This window comes from Janibacter alkaliphilus, assembly GCF_013408565.1.
In the GTDB taxonomy this organism is placed as follows: domain Bacteria; phylum Actinomycetota; class Actinomycetes; order Actinomycetales; family Dermatophilaceae; genus Janibacter; species Janibacter alkaliphilus.
The window spans coordinates 2,642,489-2,657,794 of record NZ_JACBZX010000001.1 but is presented as its reverse complement, the minus strand read 5'-3'; the positions used below and the strand labels follow the sequence as shown (position 1 = coordinate 2,657,794).

Here is a 15,306-nt window from a genome sequence, read left to right as displayed (position 1 = left end):
GAGCCTGGATGACGACCCTCGCCTCCCGCCCCGCCGTGACCGACCAGGGCGCCCGGGACCGCCTGGCCGCCCTGCTGGACGCCCGCCGACCGGGCCGGGCGCTGCCGGGGGCCTGCTACACCGACCCCGAGCTCTACGAGCTCGACCTGCGGCTGCTCTGGCAGCGGCAGTGGATCTTCGTCGGCAGCGTCGCCGAGATCCCCGAAGAGGGCGACTACCGCACGGTCGACCTGGGCACCGCCTCGGTGCTCGTGCTGCGCGACGACGACAGGCAGGTGCGAGCCTTCCGCAACGTCTGCCGGCACCGCGGCTCCCGCCTGGTCACCGAGCCCAGCGGGTCGGTGGGCAACATCGTCTGCGGCTACCACCGGTGGACCTACGGCACCGACGGCGCGCTGCGGCACGCGCCGCAGCTGGCGGCCGGCACCGACCCGGCCTGCCTGTCGCTGCTGTCGGTGCACCTGCGCGAGGTGGCCGGGCTGATCTTCGTCTGCCTGGCGGCGGAGCCGCCGAGCGACATCGACGTGGTCGCCGACGTCGTCGCGCCCTACCTTCGTCCGCACGCCCTGGAGCGCACCAAGGTCGCCGCGCAGGTCGACCTCGTCGAGCAGGGCAACTGGAAGCTGACGATGGAGAACAACCGGGAGTGCTACCACTGCGAGTCCGGGCACCCGGAGCTGACCTGCACCTTCTTCCCCACCTGGGGCCTGCGGGACGAGCAGGTGCCGGCACGGATGCGGCCGGCGCACGAGCGGTACCGGGCCGCTGAGGCCGAGCTGGCCACCATGTCCGCGGCCCGCGGTCTGCCCTTCGCCCGGGTCCGCGACCTGGAGCGCCCGACCGGCTTCTGGGTGCAGCGCGAGCCGATGGACGGGGCCGGCGAGTCCTTCAGCCGGGACGGGACCCGGCTCGTCGCGCGGCTGCTCGGCGACCTCGACGAGCCGCGGCTGGGGCGGGCCAGCGTGCACGTCCAGCCGAACCTGTGGTGCCACGCGCTGGCCGACCACGTGGTCACCTTCGCGGCGCTGCCGCTCGCCCCGGACCGCACCCTGGTGCGCACCACCTGGCTGGTCCACGAGGACGCCGTCGAGGGGGTCGACTACGACGTCGACGCGCTCACCGAGGTGTGGCGGCGCACCAACGAGGAGGACGGCGCCTTCGTCGCCCTGACCCAGGCCGGGGTGAGCGACCCGGCCTACGAGCCCGGCCCGTACACCGAGGCCGAAGGGGACGTGGACGCCTTCGTCTCCTGGTACGTCGCCCGCATGCGCGAGGAGGTCGCCCGATGAGCCACGCCCCGATCTTCACCCCGGCACCCGCCACCCCGGCACCGAGCAGCACGGACCCGGCCGGGTGGCCGGTCGAGACCGAGCCCCTGGGCGCCGGCCTGCTCCCGCCCGAGGCGGACCTGGACCAGGAGCTGGTGTGCCGCCGGGTGCTGCCGGTCACCCACGACACGGTGACCGTCGTGCTGCAGCCCACGCGCCTGGGCGGCGTGGCCTTCTCCCCCGGGCAGTACCTGACCCTCGGCGTCGACATCGACGGGCGGCGGGTGGAGCGCTGCTACACCATCTCCTCTCCCCCGACCCGGCCGCACCTGCTGACGATCACCGTCAAGCGGGTGCCCGGCGGAGAGGTCTCCGGGTGGATCCACGACCGGCTGCGCCCCGGCGACCGGGTCCACGCCACCGGACCGCGCGGCGCCTTCTCCGTGGTCGAGCACCCGGCTGCGCGCTACCTGCTGCTCTCGGGCGGCAGCGGGATCACCCCCACGCTGAGCACCCTGCGCACCGTCGCCGACCTCGGCGACCCGATGGACGTCGTCGTCGTGCACTGCGCCCGCACCCCGCAGGACCTGCTCGCCCGCTCCGAGCTCGAGGCGATGAGTCTGGTGCATCCCGGGCTGCGGCTGCACTGGGTGTGCGAGGGGGACGGCGACGGGGTGCCCTGGCCCGGGCTGACCGGCCGGGTGAGCGCCGAGCTGCTGGCCACCGCGGTGCCCGACCTGGCGCAGCGGGAGATCTTCACCTGCGGCCCGCCGCCCTACATGAGCGCGGTGCGCGAGGCCCTGGCCGAGCTCGGGGCCGACCCGGCCCGCTGCCACGAGGAGAGCTTCGTGCTGGGCTCGGCCGGCGCCCCGACCGTGGCGCGGGAGGTGCCGGTGGCCGAGCCGGCGGAGGTGGCTGCGGACCTGGCTGCGGCGGACGCGGTGGTCGACCCGACGGACGTGGCCGTGGCGCCCGCGGACGCGGCAACGGGCGCGGCATCGGTCACCTTCGCCCGCAGCGGACGTGAGGTGACCTGCGGGCCCGGGCAGACCGTGCTGGAGGCGGCCCAGGAGGCCGGGATCCCCATCCCCACCTCCTGCGGCGAAGGGATGTGCGGCACCTGCAAGAGCTCGCTGCTCTCCGGTCGGGTGGAGATGGACCACCAGGGTGGGATCCGCCCCCGCGAGATCGCCCAGGGCTCCTTCCTGCCGTGCTGCGCCGTCCCGGACGGAGACGTCGTCGTCGACGCCTGACGTGCACCTGTCCCCTTCTCCCCCGTCGTGGTCGCGGTCTTGACCATGCGCTGACCCGACGTTCACCACGCCCACCGACAGGGGTCCGGGAGCGTTCACCCTCGGGCACAGGCGAGTTCACGGCCGTCGCCCACGGTGCGGGCATGAGCATCTCTCGTCGCCACGTCCTCGCCGGCTCGCTCGCCGCCGGTGCCACCACGACCACGCTCGCCGTCGCCGCCCCCAGCTCGGCCCGGCCCCTGCTCATGCCCACCGGCGCCATCCGCCGCGACCCCTTCACCCTCGGGGTGGCCTCCGGCGACCCCACGCCCAGCGGGGTCGTGCTGTGGACCCGGCTCGCCCTCGACCCGCTCGCCGAGGACGGCCTCGGCGGCATGCCCGGCCGTGACGTGCCCGTGCAGTGGCAGGTCTCGGAGAGCCCGCGGATGCGGCGGATCCTCGACCGCGGTACCACGGTGGCCCGGGCCTCGGCGGCGCACAGCGTGCACGTCGAGGTCGACGGGCTGCGCTCGAACCGGGAGTACTACTACCGCTTCAAGGTCGGCAGCTACCTCAGCCCGGTCGGTCGGACCCGGACCGCCCCGCGCCGCAACGAGATGCCCTCGGCGCTGGCGATGTCCTTCGCCAGCTGCAGCCACTACGAGGAGGGCTACTTCACCGCCTACCGCTACCTGGCCGACGACGACCCGGACCTGGTGCTGCACCTCGGCGACTACCAGTACGAGTACAAGACGACCACGAACACCGCCCGCCCCCGTCGCCACGCCGGTGACGAGACGGTCACCCTGTCCGGCTACCGGCAGCGGCACGCGCAGTACAAGACCGACCCAGACCTGCAGAGCGCGCACGCGATCGCCCCGTGGCTGGTGGTCTGGGACGACCACGAGACCGACAACAACTGGGCCGCCAACATCCCGGAGAACACCGACCCGGAGCAGTGGAACGACACCCCGGAGCGCTTCGCCGCCCGCCGGGCCAACGCCGCCCGCGCCTACTACGAGAACATGCCGCTGCGCCGCTCCTCGCTGCCCAGCGGCGCGTCCACCCGGATCTACCGGCGTCTCGGGTGGGGCCGGCTGGCCAGCTTCCACATGCTCGACACCCGCCAGTACCGCGACGACCAGGCCTGCGGCGACGGCTGGGACATCGACTGCGCCGGCTCCCAGGACCCGGCTCGCAGCATCACCGGTGACCGGCAGGAGGCGTGGCTGCGCCAGGGCTTCGCCCGCAGCCGGGCGCGCTGGGACTTCCTCGGCCAGCAGGTCTTCTTCGCCCGGCGGGACGGCAAGGCGGACGAGCGGCTGCACGTCAGCAACGACTCCTGGGACGGCTACGCCGGCTCGCAGCAGCGGGTGACGAAGGCGTGGCAGGACACCGGCGTGCGCAACCCGGTCGTGCTCACCGGTGACGTGCACACCCACTGGGCCGCCGACATCAAGGCCGACTACGACGACCCGGACGCCCCGGTGGTCGCCTCCGAGCTGGTCACCACCTCGGTCACCAGCGGTGGTGACGGCGACCCGGCGCGTCAGGACCCGATCCTGGAGTGGAACCCGCACCTGCACTTCTACTCCCAGCAGCGCGGCTACGTGCGCACCCTGGTCACCCCCTCCGGGCTGCGTGCCGACTACCGCTCGCTGGACCGCGTGACCACCCGGGGCGGGGCCATCCGCACCCAGGCCACCTTCGAGCTCACCGACCGGGAGCGGGGGCTGCAGCGGGTGCGCTGAGACCACCGCGCCTAGGGTGAGCGGGTGCCCACGAACGCCCTCGGCCAACCCGTCGGGGACCCGCTGCCCGGCTGGGTCCCACCGCCGCCGCCCGGCCCGGTCGTGCTGACCGGGCGCACCTGTCGGCTCGAGCCGCTGGACGAGCAGCACGTGGAGGCGCTGCACCAGGCGCTGGACATCGACTCCGACGAGTCGGTGTGGAGCTACTACCCCACCGGGCCGCACGACCTCGCCGGCCTCACCGCCTTCACGGACGGGCTGCGCGCCGACCCCACCGGGCTGCCCTTCGTCGTGCTCGTCGACGACCGACCGGTGGGGACCGCCAGCTACCTGCGGATCGCCCCGGCGGACGGATCGATCGAGGTCGGCAACATCGTGCTCGGGACGGCGCTGCAGCGCACCACCGCGGCCACCGAGGCGATGTACCTGCTGGCCCGGCACGCCCTGGACGACCTCGGCTACCGGCGCTACGAGTGGAAGTGCGACGCGCTGAACGCCCCGTCGGTCGCGGCGGCGCAGCGGCTGGGCTTCACCGCCGAGGGGGTGCACCGGCAGGCGCGCGTCTACCGCGGGCGCAACCGGGACACCGCCTGGTTCTCCATCCTCGACCGGGAGTGGCCCGACATCCGGTCCGAGCTGGAGCGCTGGCTCGCCCCGGACAACCACGACGACAAGGGTCGTCAGCGCACCCCGCTACGGATGCCCGGCCGCTGAGCGCTGCCGGGCGACGAACGTGCGGGCTCTCCGGGCCACCGGGACTGAGCGAGCAGACAGACTGAGGCGATGGACCCGATCGATCCGGTCTACGGCACCGGCACCCTGCTGCTCATCGCTGGCGCTGCTGTGGCGCTGCTGCTCTTCCTCATCATCGCGGTGCGGCTGCACGCCTTCATCGCGCTGGTCCTCGTCTCGCTGATCACGGCGGTCGCGGCCGGCATCCCGCTGGCCGACGTGCCCGACGCGATGACTGCCGGCTTCGGCAGCACGTTGGCGTCGGTGGCGCTGCTCGTCGGTTTCGGGGTGATGCTCGGGCGGCTGCTGGAGGTCACCGGCGGCGCCCAGGTGCTCGCCGACACGATGATCAGCCGCTTCGGGGAGCAACGTGCGCCGCTGGCGCTCGGCGTGGCCGCGCTGATCTTCGGCTTCCCGATCTTCTTCGACGCCGGACTGGTCGTCTTCCTGCCGATCATCCTCACCGTGGCGCGCCGCTTCGGCGGGTCGCTGCTCTACTACGCCTTCCCCGCCGCGGGCGCCTTCGCGGCGATGCACGCGCTGGTGCCGCCGCACCCCGGGCCGGTGGCGGCCGGCACCGTGCTCGGCGGCGACCTGGGCGTCGTGCTGCTCATCAACCTGCCGATCGCCGTGCTCGCCTGGTTCGTCGGGGTCTATCTCGTCTCCCGCTTCCTCGGCGCCCGGATCTACGTCGACCTGCCCGAGCTGCTCTTCGGCCCGGAGAACGGCGGCGACGCCGCAGGGACGAAGGGCGGAACGGCCGGTGACGACGGGGCCGGCGGCGGAGCAGGCAGCGACGGCACCCGCGGCCAGGCCGAGCCGTCGGGGTCGGTGGCCACCGCGACCGGACCGCAGCCGCCGACCTTCGGCACGGTGCTCGGTCTGCTGCTGCTGCCGCTGATCCTCATCTCCTTCAACACCGTGCTCACCACGCTGCGCGCCAACGGCACCCTGGCCGAGGAAGGCACGCTCGTCGACGCCTTCATCCTCCTGGGCAACACCCCGGTGGCGCTGCTCATCACCCTGCTGGTGGCGATCGTCGTGCTCGGCACCCGCGACCGGACGATGGCCGAGACCACCGACCTGCTGGACAAGTCGCTGGCGCCGATCTGCTCGATCATCCTCATCACCGGGGCCGGCGGGATGTTCGGCGGGGTGCTGCGCACCAGCGGGATCGGCGGCGCGCTGACCTCCTCGCTGTCGGACATCGGGGTGCCGCTGCTGCTGCAGGCCTTCCTGCTGGCGACCGCGCTGCGGGTGGCGCAGGGCTCGGCGACGGTGTCGATCACCACCGCCTCCGGGCTGATCGCCACCAGGCCGGCGACCTGTCCAGCGTCGCGGTGGCGCTGCTGGTCACGGCGATCGCGGCTGGCGCGACCGTGCTCAGCCACGTCACCGACTCCGGCTTCTGGCTGGTCAGCCGCTTCTTCGGGATGGACGAGAAGACCACGCTGAAGACGTGGACGGTGATGGAGACGACGCTGGGGCTGAGCGCCTTCGCGCTGGCCGCGTTGCTCTGGCCGGTGCTGGCATGAGCCACGATGGGTGCCCGGGCCGGGACGCCACGGATGAGGACGCCGCACCTCGAGGCACCGCGACTCAGGACGCATCGACGGAAGGGGACCGATGAGCCAGCGCAGCAGCAGGCAGATCGTCGTCATGGGAGTCTCCGGGACGGGCAAGACCGTGCTGGGGCGGGCGCTGGCGGAGGCGCTGGAGTGCGACTTCGTCGAAGGGGACGCCCACCACCCGCCGGCGAACATCGCCAAGATGTCGGCGGGGCACCCGCTCGACGACGACGACCGACGACCGTGGCTGGAGGAGCTGGGCTCGAACCTCGGGCGGTACCGGGCGAACGGGGTCGGCGTCGTGCTGGCCTGCTCGTCGCTGAAGCGCTCCTACCGAGACATCCTGCGCGGCGACGGGCCGATGGACGCCACCTGCTTCGTGCACATCGACCTCCCCTTCGAGGTGCTCGAGGCGCGGATGAAGGCGCGCGACCACTTCATGCCGGCGTCGCTGCTGCAGTCGCAGTTCGACACCCTCGAGGCGCTGCAGGACGACGAGTGCGCGATCATCGTCAACGACGACGACCCCGTCGCCGAGCTCGTCGACGGTGTCGTCGTGCGCCTCGCAGACTGAGCCCGGGCGGGCGACCGCTCGCTCAGGCGTGCGGGACGATCACCGCACGTGCGTCGAGCTCACCGTCGCGCAGCTGCCGATACGCCTCCAGGGCGTCGTCCAGGGCGAAGCGCTCCACCGGCGGGTCGATCTGCCCGGCGCGGTACATCGCGACGACCTCGTGCAGCTCCTCGATGGTGCCCCAGTAGGTCGAGGAGAAGTTCACCTCGTAGGGCATCCCGAAGAAGCTCCACTCGAGGGTCCCGCCACCGATGCCGACGATGGTGACCGAGCCGCGCTGGGCGACGACCGCCGCGGCCAGGGCGATCGTCGGCCCCGCTCCGACGAAGTCGAAGACGGCGTCCACCCCGCGACCGCCGGTGATCTCCCGGATCGCCTCCGCCTGGCCCTCCCCGCCGGGCACGGTGACCGCGCCGAGCTGCTCGGCGGCGGCCATCGCCTCGGGCTTGAGGTCGGTGGCGATGATCGTCGCCCCGGTCAGCGCCCCCAGGATCTGCACACCGACGATGCCCAGCCCGCCGAGCCCGATGGCCAGCGCGTAGCGCCCACCGCCGGCCAGGTGCGGCAGCGCCCGCTTGATCGCGTGGTAGGGAGTCAGCCCAGCATCGGCGAGCGGCGCGGCGGCCACCGGGTCGGCGTCGCCGAGCGGCACGAGGTTGCGTGCCGGGGCGGTCATGTACTCCGCCATGCCGCCGTCCCGACCGAGCCCGGTCGCCAGGTAGCCGACCTGCTGCGGCTGGGCGCAGTAGGTGTCCTGGCCCCGCGAGCACGCCGGGCACCGACCGCACCCGATCGGCCCGTAGACGAGGTAGGCATCCCCCTTCGCGAAGCCGGAGACGCCCGGGCCCACCTCCTCGACCCACCCGGAGGCCTCGTGACCGAGGACGAAGGAGGGCGTCATCAGCCCGGTCGGGTCGGACTCGAACTCGTCGAAGACCCCGACGTCGGAGTGGCACGCGCCGGAGCCGGCCACCTTCAGCAGCACCTCCCCCGGCCCGGGGGTGGGCCGCTCCACCTCGGTGAGGACGGGGAAGGTCTGGAAGTTCTCGAAGACGACGGCGCGCACGGGCACTCCTTCAGCGACGTCCGGTGTGCCGGGCTCGGAGCGACCGGCACGAGGAACCGGGGCGATACGACCCACCGTAGTAGAGGGGCCGGTTCCGCTGCGCCCGGGCCGCCGGTCGAAGAGCGGTCCACCACCCGCCATAGGGTGGCGGCCATGTGCGGCATCGTCGCGATCCACGACCCCCGCTCCCCCGAGGGCCCGTCGGCCGAGCTCGGCCGGAGCATGCTCGACCGGGTCGAGCACCGCGGCCCCGACGGGCGCGGTGAGCGCACCGTCGGACCGACCTGGCTGGGGCACGTGCGCCTGGCCATCGTCGACCTCGACGAAGGGGACCAGCCGCTCGGCCCGGCCGACGGGCACTGGGCGGTGGTCAACGGCGAGATCTACAACCACCACGAGCTGCGCCGGGTCTCCGGGCTGCACTTCGCCACCGCCTCCGACAGCGAGGCCGCGCTGGCGGCCGCGGTCGCCGGCGATCTGGACCAGCTGGCGGACCTGCGGGGCATGTTCGCCTTCGTCGTCGCCCACCCGGACGGCCGGGGGGTCGCAGTCCGCGACCCGCTCGGGGTCAAGCCGCTCTACTGGGCGCGGGTCGACGGGGCGACGCTCTTCGCCTCCGAGCTCGTCGCCTTCGCGCCCGAGATGCGCGGCCACGTCGAGGAGTTCCCGCCCGGCTTCCGCTGGACCCCGCAGGAGGGGCTGGTCCGCTTCCGCGAGCTGCACGTCGGCGGCGAGCCGATCGCCGACGTCGAGAGCGCGCGGACCGCGGTCCGGGACACCCTGGTCACCGCGGTGCGGCGGCGGATGATGGCCGACGTGCCGGTCGGGGTCTTCCTCTCTGGCGGGCTGGACTCCAGCCTGGTGGCGGCGGTGATGGCCTCCTTCGCCGACGACGTGCCCGGGCCGGTGCACTCCTTCGCCGCCGGCACCGAGGGCAGCAGCGACCTGCTCGCCGCCCGGCGGGTCGCCGAGCACCTCGGGCTGGAGCACCACGAACGGGTCTACGACGCCGACGAGGTGGTCTCCTGCCTGCCGTCGGTGGTGGCCTCGATCGAGTCCTTCGAGCCGTCGCTGGTGCGCAGCGCGGTGCCGAACTACCTGCTCGCCGAGGAGACCGCCCGCACGGTGAAGGTGGTGCTCACCGGGGAGGGCGCCGACGAGCTCTTCGCCGGGTACGCCCACTACCGGGACATCACCGACGGCGCCGACCTGGCCGACGAGCTGCTGCGCGGGGTGTCCGGGCTGCACAACCTCAACCTGCAGCGCTGCGACCGGGTGACGATGGCGCACGGGCTGGAGGCGCGGGTGCCCTTCCTCGACCGGGACCTGGTCAACCTCGCGGGGCGCATCCCGATCGAGTGGCGCCTGCCCGGCGAGCTCGGCCAGGAGAAGGCGCTGCTGCGCGAGGCCTTCACCGGGTGGCTGCCCGAGGACCTGCTGTGGCGGCCGAAGGAGCAGTTCGGCGACGGCAGCGGGACTGCGGACGTCATGACCGAGCGCGCCGCGGAGCTGGTGCCGGAGGACGACTGGGCGCAGCAGCGGGTGGCCGGGCTGCCGGCGCCGCGCACCCGCGAGGAGCTGGCCTACCAGCGGATGTTCGCCGACCGGCTGGCCGGGATCGACGCCCGCGTGCTCGGCCGATTTGCCACCGCGTGAGCGCCCGGCTGGACCGGGCGCGATCAGCGATCGCCGAGCGGGACGGCGAGCTCGGCGCGTTCGTGCACGTGGCCGACGACCCCGGCGATGCGGACAGCGGCACGGACCTCGGCCGCGTCGGCGACGGGCTGCTCGCCGGCGAGGTCGTCGCGGTCAAGGACAACATCGCCGTGGCGGGCGCGCCGTGGGCCTGCGGCTCCGCCTCGCGCCGCGACCTGCCACGCACCCACGGCGACGCCGAGGTCGTGACCCGGCTGCGGCGCGCCGGGGCGCACGTCGTCGGCACGACCAACCTCGACGAGTTCGCCATGGGTGCCTCGACCGAGAGCTCGGCGTGGGGCCCGACCCGGAACCCGTGGGACCCGCGCCGCACCGCCGGCGGATCCAGCGGCGGCTCCGGCGCCGCGGTGGCCGCCTACGACGTGCTCGCGCTGGGCACCGACACGGGCGGGTCGATCCGCGAGCCGGCCGCCTTCTGCGGGGTGGTCGGAGTGGCTCCCTCCCCCGGCACCGTCCCCACCGACGGGGTCGTCGACTTCGCGCCGAGCCTGGACCGGGTCGGCCCGATGGGGCCCGATGTTGCGCGGACCGCGGCGCTGCACGAGGCCATCGCCGGAGCATCGGTGCCCGGCGGCCCGCGTGTCCTTGCTGCCGCGGCCGAGGCGGGTGCCCGTGGTGACCTCACGGGATGGCGCCTCGCCCGGGTGGCCCCGATGTCCGGGGAGCGCAACGATCCCGGCGTGCTCGCCGCCTTCGACGCGGCGGTGGCGGCGCTGGAGGACCGGGGCGCGGAGGTCGAGGAGGTCACCGTGCCCCGCTTCGGCGACCTGCTCGACGTCTACCTCGCGGTCACCTCGGTCGAGGCGCTACCGGTCCTCGCGGAGCACGAAGGGCGTGGCCTCGGCGACGAGGCCCTCAGCCGGCTGGAGGTCGGCCGGCGGCTGGCGGGCACCGCCGAGCACGCCGAGGCGCTGCGGCTGCGAGGGCTCATCACCGCCGACGCTCGGGAGGTGCTGGAGCGCTGCCGGCTGATGATCAGCCCGACGGTGCCGCTGGTCGCCCCGCTGCTGGGTCGCGCCGGCATGGACGACCCCTTGGCGCGGCCGCGCACCGACTGGTGGACGGTCGAGGCCAACCTGGCCGGGCTGGCGGCGATGTCGCTGCCGATCGGTCGCTCGGACGGCCTGCCGGTCGGGCTGCAGCTCATGGCGGCGCCCGGTGACGACGCGGCGCTCTACCGGGTGGGTGCCGCGCTGGAGGGAGCGCTCGCGGGGTCGAGCTGATCGGAGTGTCAGGCTGCGAGGAGATTCCTCGGAGCCATCGGTCACGCCCACGACTCGGCGCGACAGAAGCGCTGCGAGTTGAGAGCATCGTCAGCCTCGCGATCACCGGGAGGTGCCGATGGATTCTCAATCCACTTGGTCGGCGGTGGCCGCTGTCGCAGCCATTGTCCCCACCCTGGCTGTGCTCTTTTCCTTCACGTCTAAGGCGCTACGTCGCGCGGGAACACCAGCCCATGCGTTGGAGGAGCGCGATCGCCTTCTCTCGGTCGCGGATCAGCTAGCCCGTGCAGGGGATCAGGACTGGGCCCTCGAGTATCGCGTGCGCGCCGACTATGTCTTGGCTGACAAGTTGGCGAGGTACGAGGCCTATCGGGCCAACCCGAGGATGAACGCTCTGCTGTCCGGGACGATCGTCTGCTATCTCCTCTACCTTGCCCTGGCCATCGCCTCGGCCATCATCAGCGATCCCCACTGGAAAGGGGCCGCAGCGCTGTGTGCCCTGGTGGCCTTCGTCGTGACGCTTGCCGGTGGGCTCACACTATTAGTGACGTGGAAGGGCTTCCGGGCGGAAGTCGCCGCCCGACAACGAGCGAGAACCCTAGGGCAACTTCGTCAGCCGTAGCCCCGCGCCGGTTGTGACAGGGCGCGAACAGTGCCCGAAGCTCATCGAGTTCATCCCAGTCTGGGTGAGGACAGACGATCACGCCCTGCGATGCGCACACGTCGCATCTCACGTCTCGGTCCGGTGCGGCGTCCTCGCAGTGAGCGGTCGACCGGCCGCCAGACGAGCGATCAGGAGGATGGTCATGACAGTAGCGTTGATCACCGGCAGCAACCGTGGCTTGGGCCGCGCAGTTGCTCGAGAGCTGGCCGACCGCGGCTTGACCGTTGTCGTGGGTGCACGCGACGAAGCTGCGGGCCACGAGACAGCGGCGGAGATCGGCAAGGGTGCGACATCGGTCCGACTGGATGTCACGGATGCCGCGTCGATCCGTGCGTCCGCCGCTTGGATCGAGGAGCGGCATGGCGGGCTCGACGTCCTGGTCAACAACGCTGGTGTGCTGCCAGAGGCGACCACGGCGGCTACCGAGGCTGTTGACCTGAGCTTGTTCCGGAGGACATACGCCACCAACGTTCTCGGCCCGGTTGCCGTGCTCGAAGCTCTCCTGCCCCTGCTCAGGAGGTCTTCACGCGGCCGCATCGTGAACGTGTCCTCAACGATGGCTTCGCTGACCGACCAGACCGATCCACGCTCGCCGTACTATGGGATGGTCGTGCCGGCCTATCAGAGCTCCAAGGCCGCGCTCAACAACATCACGATCGCCTTGTCCAAGGCGCTGGCTGACACACCGATCAAGGTGACCTCGGTATGTCCCGGGTTCGTCCAGACCGACCTGACCCCGGTCAATCGTGAGCAGGCGCCACTGACCGCGACCCACGCCGCCGTGGTTGTTGCTGACGCCGCGACGATGCCTGACGATGCCCCTTCGGGCACCTTCGTCACAGCAGCGGAGTCGTCCCTTGGTGACCGGTGGTGAGGAGCCCGAGCATCCGCAACTCGGATAGTCACGGCTCTTGGGGCAGCCGAGTGGGTGGTCGAGGTGATCTGCGCCCGGATCCGCGGCGCGGATCACCTCGACCGCTGAGGGGGCGCCTTCATCACCGGTGAGGGATAGACCGTGAAGACCCGCTGACCGTCCAACCACTCGGTGAGCCGCTCGGCCTCACCGCGAAGGGCGTCCCGCGCCGCAGCCGAGACCTCCTCCAGCAGCCGCAGCTCGACCGCGCCGTCGTCGTCCTGCACCCACGCGCCGACCACGCGACCGTCGACCCACGCCGTGGTCCCGGCATTGCCGACCGAGTCGAAGAGCTGGGGAGCGTGGTCGCCGAGGACGAAGTCGCGACCCTTCCAGCCCATGACCGTGGGATCCAGCAGCGGCAGGAGCGCCACCCAGGGCTCGACGTCGATGACGGGGTCGAGGTCGTCGTGCCGCAGCCACGCGGGCGAGCCGTCCTCGAGCGACACCTGCACCGCGCCCAGGTCGTCGATGGCCGTGCGGACCGCGGCCTGTGTGCTGCCGAGCCACCAGGCCATGTCCTTCACCGTGCCGGGGCCGTAGGACCACAGCCAGCGGTCCACGAGCTCGGCGTAGCCGCGCCGCGCGCCCCACGCCGCGGGGACCGCACCGCCCCACCAGGCCGCGGTCGGCGTCCAGGTCGGACGGCTCGCGTACCACTCCCCGGCGTTCCCCGCGCGGGCCACCGCGCCGTCCATGCTCAGCTGGGCCAGGACCTTGGGCGCGATGGCGATCGTGCCTCCCCAGGACTTGTCGGGGGCCTGCGTGAAGGACCCGGCCGCCTCGGGCACCTCGCGACGCACCTCGGCCGACGAGCGCGCGACACCGTCGCTCAGGTGCTCCAGCACGGCGGTCTCCGCAGCGGCGAGCACTTCGGCACCCTCTCCCTCGGGCACCGCTCCCCACCGCTCCAGGTCTTTGACGAGCCGGTTGCGGTGGACCCGTGAGATGCGCGCAGCGGCGCTGCCCCAGACGGCCGGCACGAGGTCGCGCGGCATCACGAAGAGGGTCTCGCGCATCGACATCTGCCGGATCACCGACCGCGTCGAGTAGAGGGCGTGCTCGACATCCTCGACGCTGACCCCCTTCGTCCGCGCCCAGCAGGACAGGTGCACGCTCGGTGGCTCGGTCCCGTGGAGGCACACGACGGCGCGCGTCGCGTCCTCGACCGAGGACACCCGGCTCGACGGAGCCAGGGCGTGCCGGCGACCGATGCGTGCCCGTCTCTCGTCGTCCGTCACGAGTCGTCGCACCACGACCCCCTTCCCGTCCTGTCGTACCTCGTGGACCCCGTCGGTGCGGCGGTGCCAGCATCATGCCCCCACCGGGGCGTCGCTGTCGGGCGGATGTTCGCTCGGGGTCGAGGTGATCTGCGCCCGGGTGCGCGGCGCGGATCACCTCGACCGGCAGTTTCGAAGGAAGCCTGGTCAGCTCTCCGTGGCGAGCGGATCGGCAGGCGCCCATCAGCACATCCACCACCCACCCAAGAATGACGAAACCCGGTGAACCTGTCGGTTCACCGGGTTTCCGATGTCCTGAGACATCACAGTGTCGGGCTGACAGGATTTGAACCTGCGACCCCTTGACCCCCAGTCAAGTGCGCTACCAAACTGCGCCACAGCCCGTGGCTGCCCCGTCTCCGGAGCGACCGCAACTGTATCCCAGCCCTTCACGAGGTCACGAATCGGCTGCCGATGCCCGAGGGTCGTACCTCCGGGGGCACCACGCTGGCACGCTGAACGGCATGCAGACCGGCCACCCGTGGGAGGTCTACGAGCACCGCCGACGCGCAGAGCGAGCGATGATCCGGCGTCAGGCCGCCGTGATCCTGCCGCTCGGCGCCGTCCTCGGCACCGGGATCGAACTCGTGCTCCTCGGGGTCGCCATGCGCGTCATCCCGACGCCGCTGGGGGTGCCTGAGCTCACCGTCCTCGTGATCCCGATGGTGCCCTTCGCCTCCTTCGTCGTCGTCGGCACGCTGGTCTGCGTCGATGCCACCAGCCGCGCCGGGGCGCTGCTCACGACGGCCGGACTGTGCGCCACCCTGACGCTCGTGCTGGTCATCACGATCCGCTACCTGGTGCTCCCCTCCGTCGGCTGAGCCCGCACGATGAGCACCGGTGCTCATCCGCCGCCACCCCTCTCGGCCGACGGTGGAGGCAGCGCACCGACGACGGACCGCACCGCACCCCGCGACCGCCCCGTGGGCGCGACCTCGGACACCGGCCCCGTCTCGGACACCGGCGGCGCGATCGCCGCCGGCGTATCCATCGGCATCATGCTGCCCAGCGTCTTCGGCGCCATCCTGGCGGGACTCGTCGAGCCGGCCGAGGTCCAGGAAAGGCCACTCGCGATGGTCGCCACCCTGCTCGTGGAGATCGTCGCGTTCTTCACCCCGGCCGCCCTGTTCACGCTCGGCTGCCACCAGATCAACGAGTCGCGGCGACGTACCCGAGGCCTGAGCCTGGTGATCGCCAGCGTGGCCTACCTCCCGGTCGGCTGCGTCGTCGGGTTCACGGTCATGCTCGCCCGGGCGTACCCGTCCTAGCGATCCGGCGCCTCAGCGCCCCAGAACCTCAGTGCCGCCGAACCTCAGCGC

At 72.5% G+C, this 15,306-nt stretch carries 14 protein-coding genes, 1 tRNA gene and 1 pseudogene; 13 read left to right on the top strand and 3 right to left on the bottom strand.

Annotation, left to right across the window (positions count from 1 at the left end):
* Nucleotides 1-8: 8 nt before the first annotated feature.
* The 7 genes and pseudogenes from BJY28_RS12660 (at nucleotide 9) to BJY28_RS12635 (ending at nucleotide 7,125) form a co-directional block, all read left to right on the top strand.
* Nucleotides 9-1,289: an aromatic ring-hydroxylating oxygenase subunit alpha gene (locus tag BJY28_RS12660; RefSeq protein ID WP_179463320.1), complete on the top strand. Its 1,281-nt coding sequence runs from the start codon at nucleotides 9-11 to the stop codon at nucleotides 1,287-1,289.
* Nucleotides 1,286-2,521 carry an FAD-binding oxidoreductase gene (locus tag BJY28_RS12655; RefSeq protein WP_179463319.1) on the top strand — a complete coding sequence of 412 codons (1,236 nt, stop codon included), beginning with the start codon at nucleotides 1,286-1,288 and terminating at the stop codon, nucleotides 2,519-2,521. The genes BJY28_RS12660 and BJY28_RS12655 overlap by 4 nt, the downstream gene beginning before the upstream one ends.
* Nucleotides 2,522-2,664: 143 nt before the next feature.
* Nucleotides 2,665-4,251, top strand: coding sequence for an alkaline phosphatase D family protein (locus BJY28_RS12650; RefSeq protein ID WP_179463318.1), 1,587 nt, complete (start codon nucleotides 2,665-2,667; stop codon nucleotides 4,249-4,251).
* A gap of 24 nt (nucleotides 4,252-4,275) precedes the next feature.
* Nucleotides 4,276-4,965, top strand: a complete 690-nt coding sequence (locus BJY28_RS12645; RefSeq protein ID WP_179463317.1) for a GNAT family N-acetyltransferase — start codon at nucleotides 4,276-4,278, stop codon at nucleotides 4,963-4,965.
* Between the two features lie 69 nt (nucleotides 4,966-5,034).
* Nucleotides 5,035-6,438: a GntP family permease gene (locus tag BJY28_RS12640; RefSeq protein ID WP_281366933.1), complete on the top strand. Its 1,404-nt coding sequence runs from the start codon at nucleotides 5,035-5,037 to the stop codon at nucleotides 6,436-6,438.
* Nucleotides 6,375-6,518 (top strand): annotated as a pseudogene (locus BJY28_RS16670) (GntT/GntP/DsdX family permease); the annotation flags it as partial. The gene BJY28_RS12640 and the pseudogene BJY28_RS16670, both read left to right, overlap by 64 nt.
* 91 nt (nucleotides 6,519-6,609) lie before the next feature.
* Nucleotides 6,610-7,125 (top strand): gluconokinase, encoded by a 516-nt coding sequence (locus tag BJY28_RS12635; protein WP_246313406.1) that lies wholly within the window; start codon nucleotides 6,610-6,612, stop codon nucleotides 7,123-7,125.
* A 22-nt stretch (nucleotides 7,126-7,147) separates the two neighbouring features.
* Here BJY28_RS12635 and BJY28_RS12630 read toward each other — a convergent pair whose 3' ends face one another.
* Nucleotides 7,148-8,191: an alcohol dehydrogenase catalytic domain-containing protein gene (locus BJY28_RS12630; protein ID WP_179463316.1), complete on the bottom strand. Its 1,044-nt coding sequence runs from the start codon at nucleotides 8,189-8,191 to the stop codon at nucleotides 7,148-7,150.
* Between the two features lie 153 nt (nucleotides 8,192-8,344).
* Here BJY28_RS12630 and asnB point away from each other — a divergent pair, with 153 nt between their 5' ends.
* The 4 genes from asnB (at nucleotide 8,345) to BJY28_RS12610 (ending at nucleotide 12,668) form a co-directional block, all read left to right on the top strand.
* On the top strand, nucleotides 8,345-9,847 hold the full coding sequence (gene asnB / locus BJY28_RS12625) for an asparagine synthase (glutamine-hydrolyzing) (RefSeq protein WP_179463315.1): 1,503 nt from the start codon (nucleotides 8,345-8,347) through the stop codon (nucleotides 9,845-9,847).
* A complete protein-coding gene (locus BJY28_RS12620) occupies nucleotides 9,844-11,130 on the top strand; it encodes an amidase family protein (protein WP_179463314.1) in 1,287 nt (428 codons plus the stop codon). Before asnB ends, BJY28_RS12620 begins: the two co-directional genes overlap by 4 nt.
* Nucleotides 11,131-11,248: 118 nt before the next feature.
* A complete protein-coding gene (locus BJY28_RS12615) occupies nucleotides 11,249-11,752 on the top strand; it encodes a hypothetical protein (RefSeq protein WP_179463313.1) in 504 nt (167 codons plus the stop codon).
* A 184-nt stretch (nucleotides 11,753-11,936) separates the two neighbouring features.
* Complete coding sequence (locus BJY28_RS12610) at nucleotides 11,937-12,668, top strand: SDR family NAD(P)-dependent oxidoreductase (RefSeq protein ID WP_179463312.1); 732 nt, start codon at nucleotides 11,937-11,939, stop codon at nucleotides 12,666-12,668.
* A gap of 92 nt (nucleotides 12,669-12,760) precedes the next feature.
* Here BJY28_RS12610 and BJY28_RS12605 read toward each other — a convergent pair whose 3' ends face one another.
* Nucleotides 12,761-13,960 carry a DNA glycosylase AlkZ-like family protein gene (locus BJY28_RS12605; RefSeq protein WP_179463311.1) on the bottom strand — a complete coding sequence of 400 codons (1,200 nt, stop codon included), beginning with the start codon at nucleotides 13,958-13,960 and terminating at the stop codon, nucleotides 12,761-12,763.
* A 298-nt stretch (nucleotides 13,961-14,258) separates the two neighbouring features.
* Nucleotides 14,259-14,332: transfer RNA gene (locus tag BJY28_RS12600), tRNA-Pro, on the bottom strand.
* Between the two features lie 119 nt (nucleotides 14,333-14,451).
* On the opposite strand from BJY28_RS12600, the gene BJY28_RS12595 reads away from it, so the two are divergent.
* Nucleotides 14,452-14,808 carry a hypothetical protein gene (locus tag BJY28_RS12595; protein WP_179463310.1) on the top strand — a complete coding sequence of 119 codons (357 nt, stop codon included), beginning with the start codon at nucleotides 14,452-14,454 and terminating at the stop codon, nucleotides 14,806-14,808.
* 102 nt (nucleotides 14,809-14,910) lie between these two features.
* Nucleotides 14,911-15,255, top strand: a complete 345-nt coding sequence (locus BJY28_RS12590) for a hypothetical protein (protein ID WP_179463309.1) — start codon at nucleotides 14,911-14,913, stop codon at nucleotides 15,253-15,255.
* The last annotated feature ends 51 nt before the right edge of the window (nucleotides 15,256-15,306 follow it).

Bases quoted from the DNA above. Each gene is read 5' to 3' on its own strand.
- BJY28_RS12610 (WP_179463312.1), top strand. From the start codon at position 11,937: ATGACAGTAGCGTTGATCACCGGCAGCAACCGTGGCTTGGGCCGCGCA.
- BJY28_RS12655 (WP_179463319.1), top strand. From the start codon at position 1,286: ATGAGCCACGCCCCGATCTTCACCCCGGCACCCGCCACCCCGGCACCG.
- BJY28_RS12595 (WP_179463310.1), top strand. From the start codon at position 14,452: ATGCAGACCGGCCACCCGTGGGAGGTCTACGAGCACCGCCGACGCGCA.
- BJY28_RS12635 (WP_246313406.1), top strand. From the start codon at position 6,610: ATGAGCCAGCGCAGCAGCAGGCAGATCGTCGTCATGGGAGTCTCCGGG.
- BJY28_RS12615 (WP_179463313.1), top strand. From the start codon at position 11,249: ATGGATTCTCAATCCACTTGGTCGGCGGTGGCCGCTGTCGCAGCCATT.
- BJY28_RS12640 (WP_281366933.1), top strand. From the start codon at position 5,035: ATGGACCCGATCGATCCGGTCTACGGCACCGGCACCCTGCTGCTCATC.
- asnB (WP_179463315.1), top strand. From the start codon at position 8,345: ATGTGCGGCATCGTCGCGATCCACGACCCCCGCTCCCCCGAGGGCCCG.
- BJY28_RS12660 (WP_179463320.1), top strand. From the start codon at position 9: ATGACGACCCTCGCCTCCCGCCCCGCCGTGACCGACCAGGGCGCCCGG.
- BJY28_RS12650 (WP_179463318.1), top strand. From the start codon at position 2,665: ATGAGCATCTCTCGTCGCCACGTCCTCGCCGGCTCGCTCGCCGCCGGT.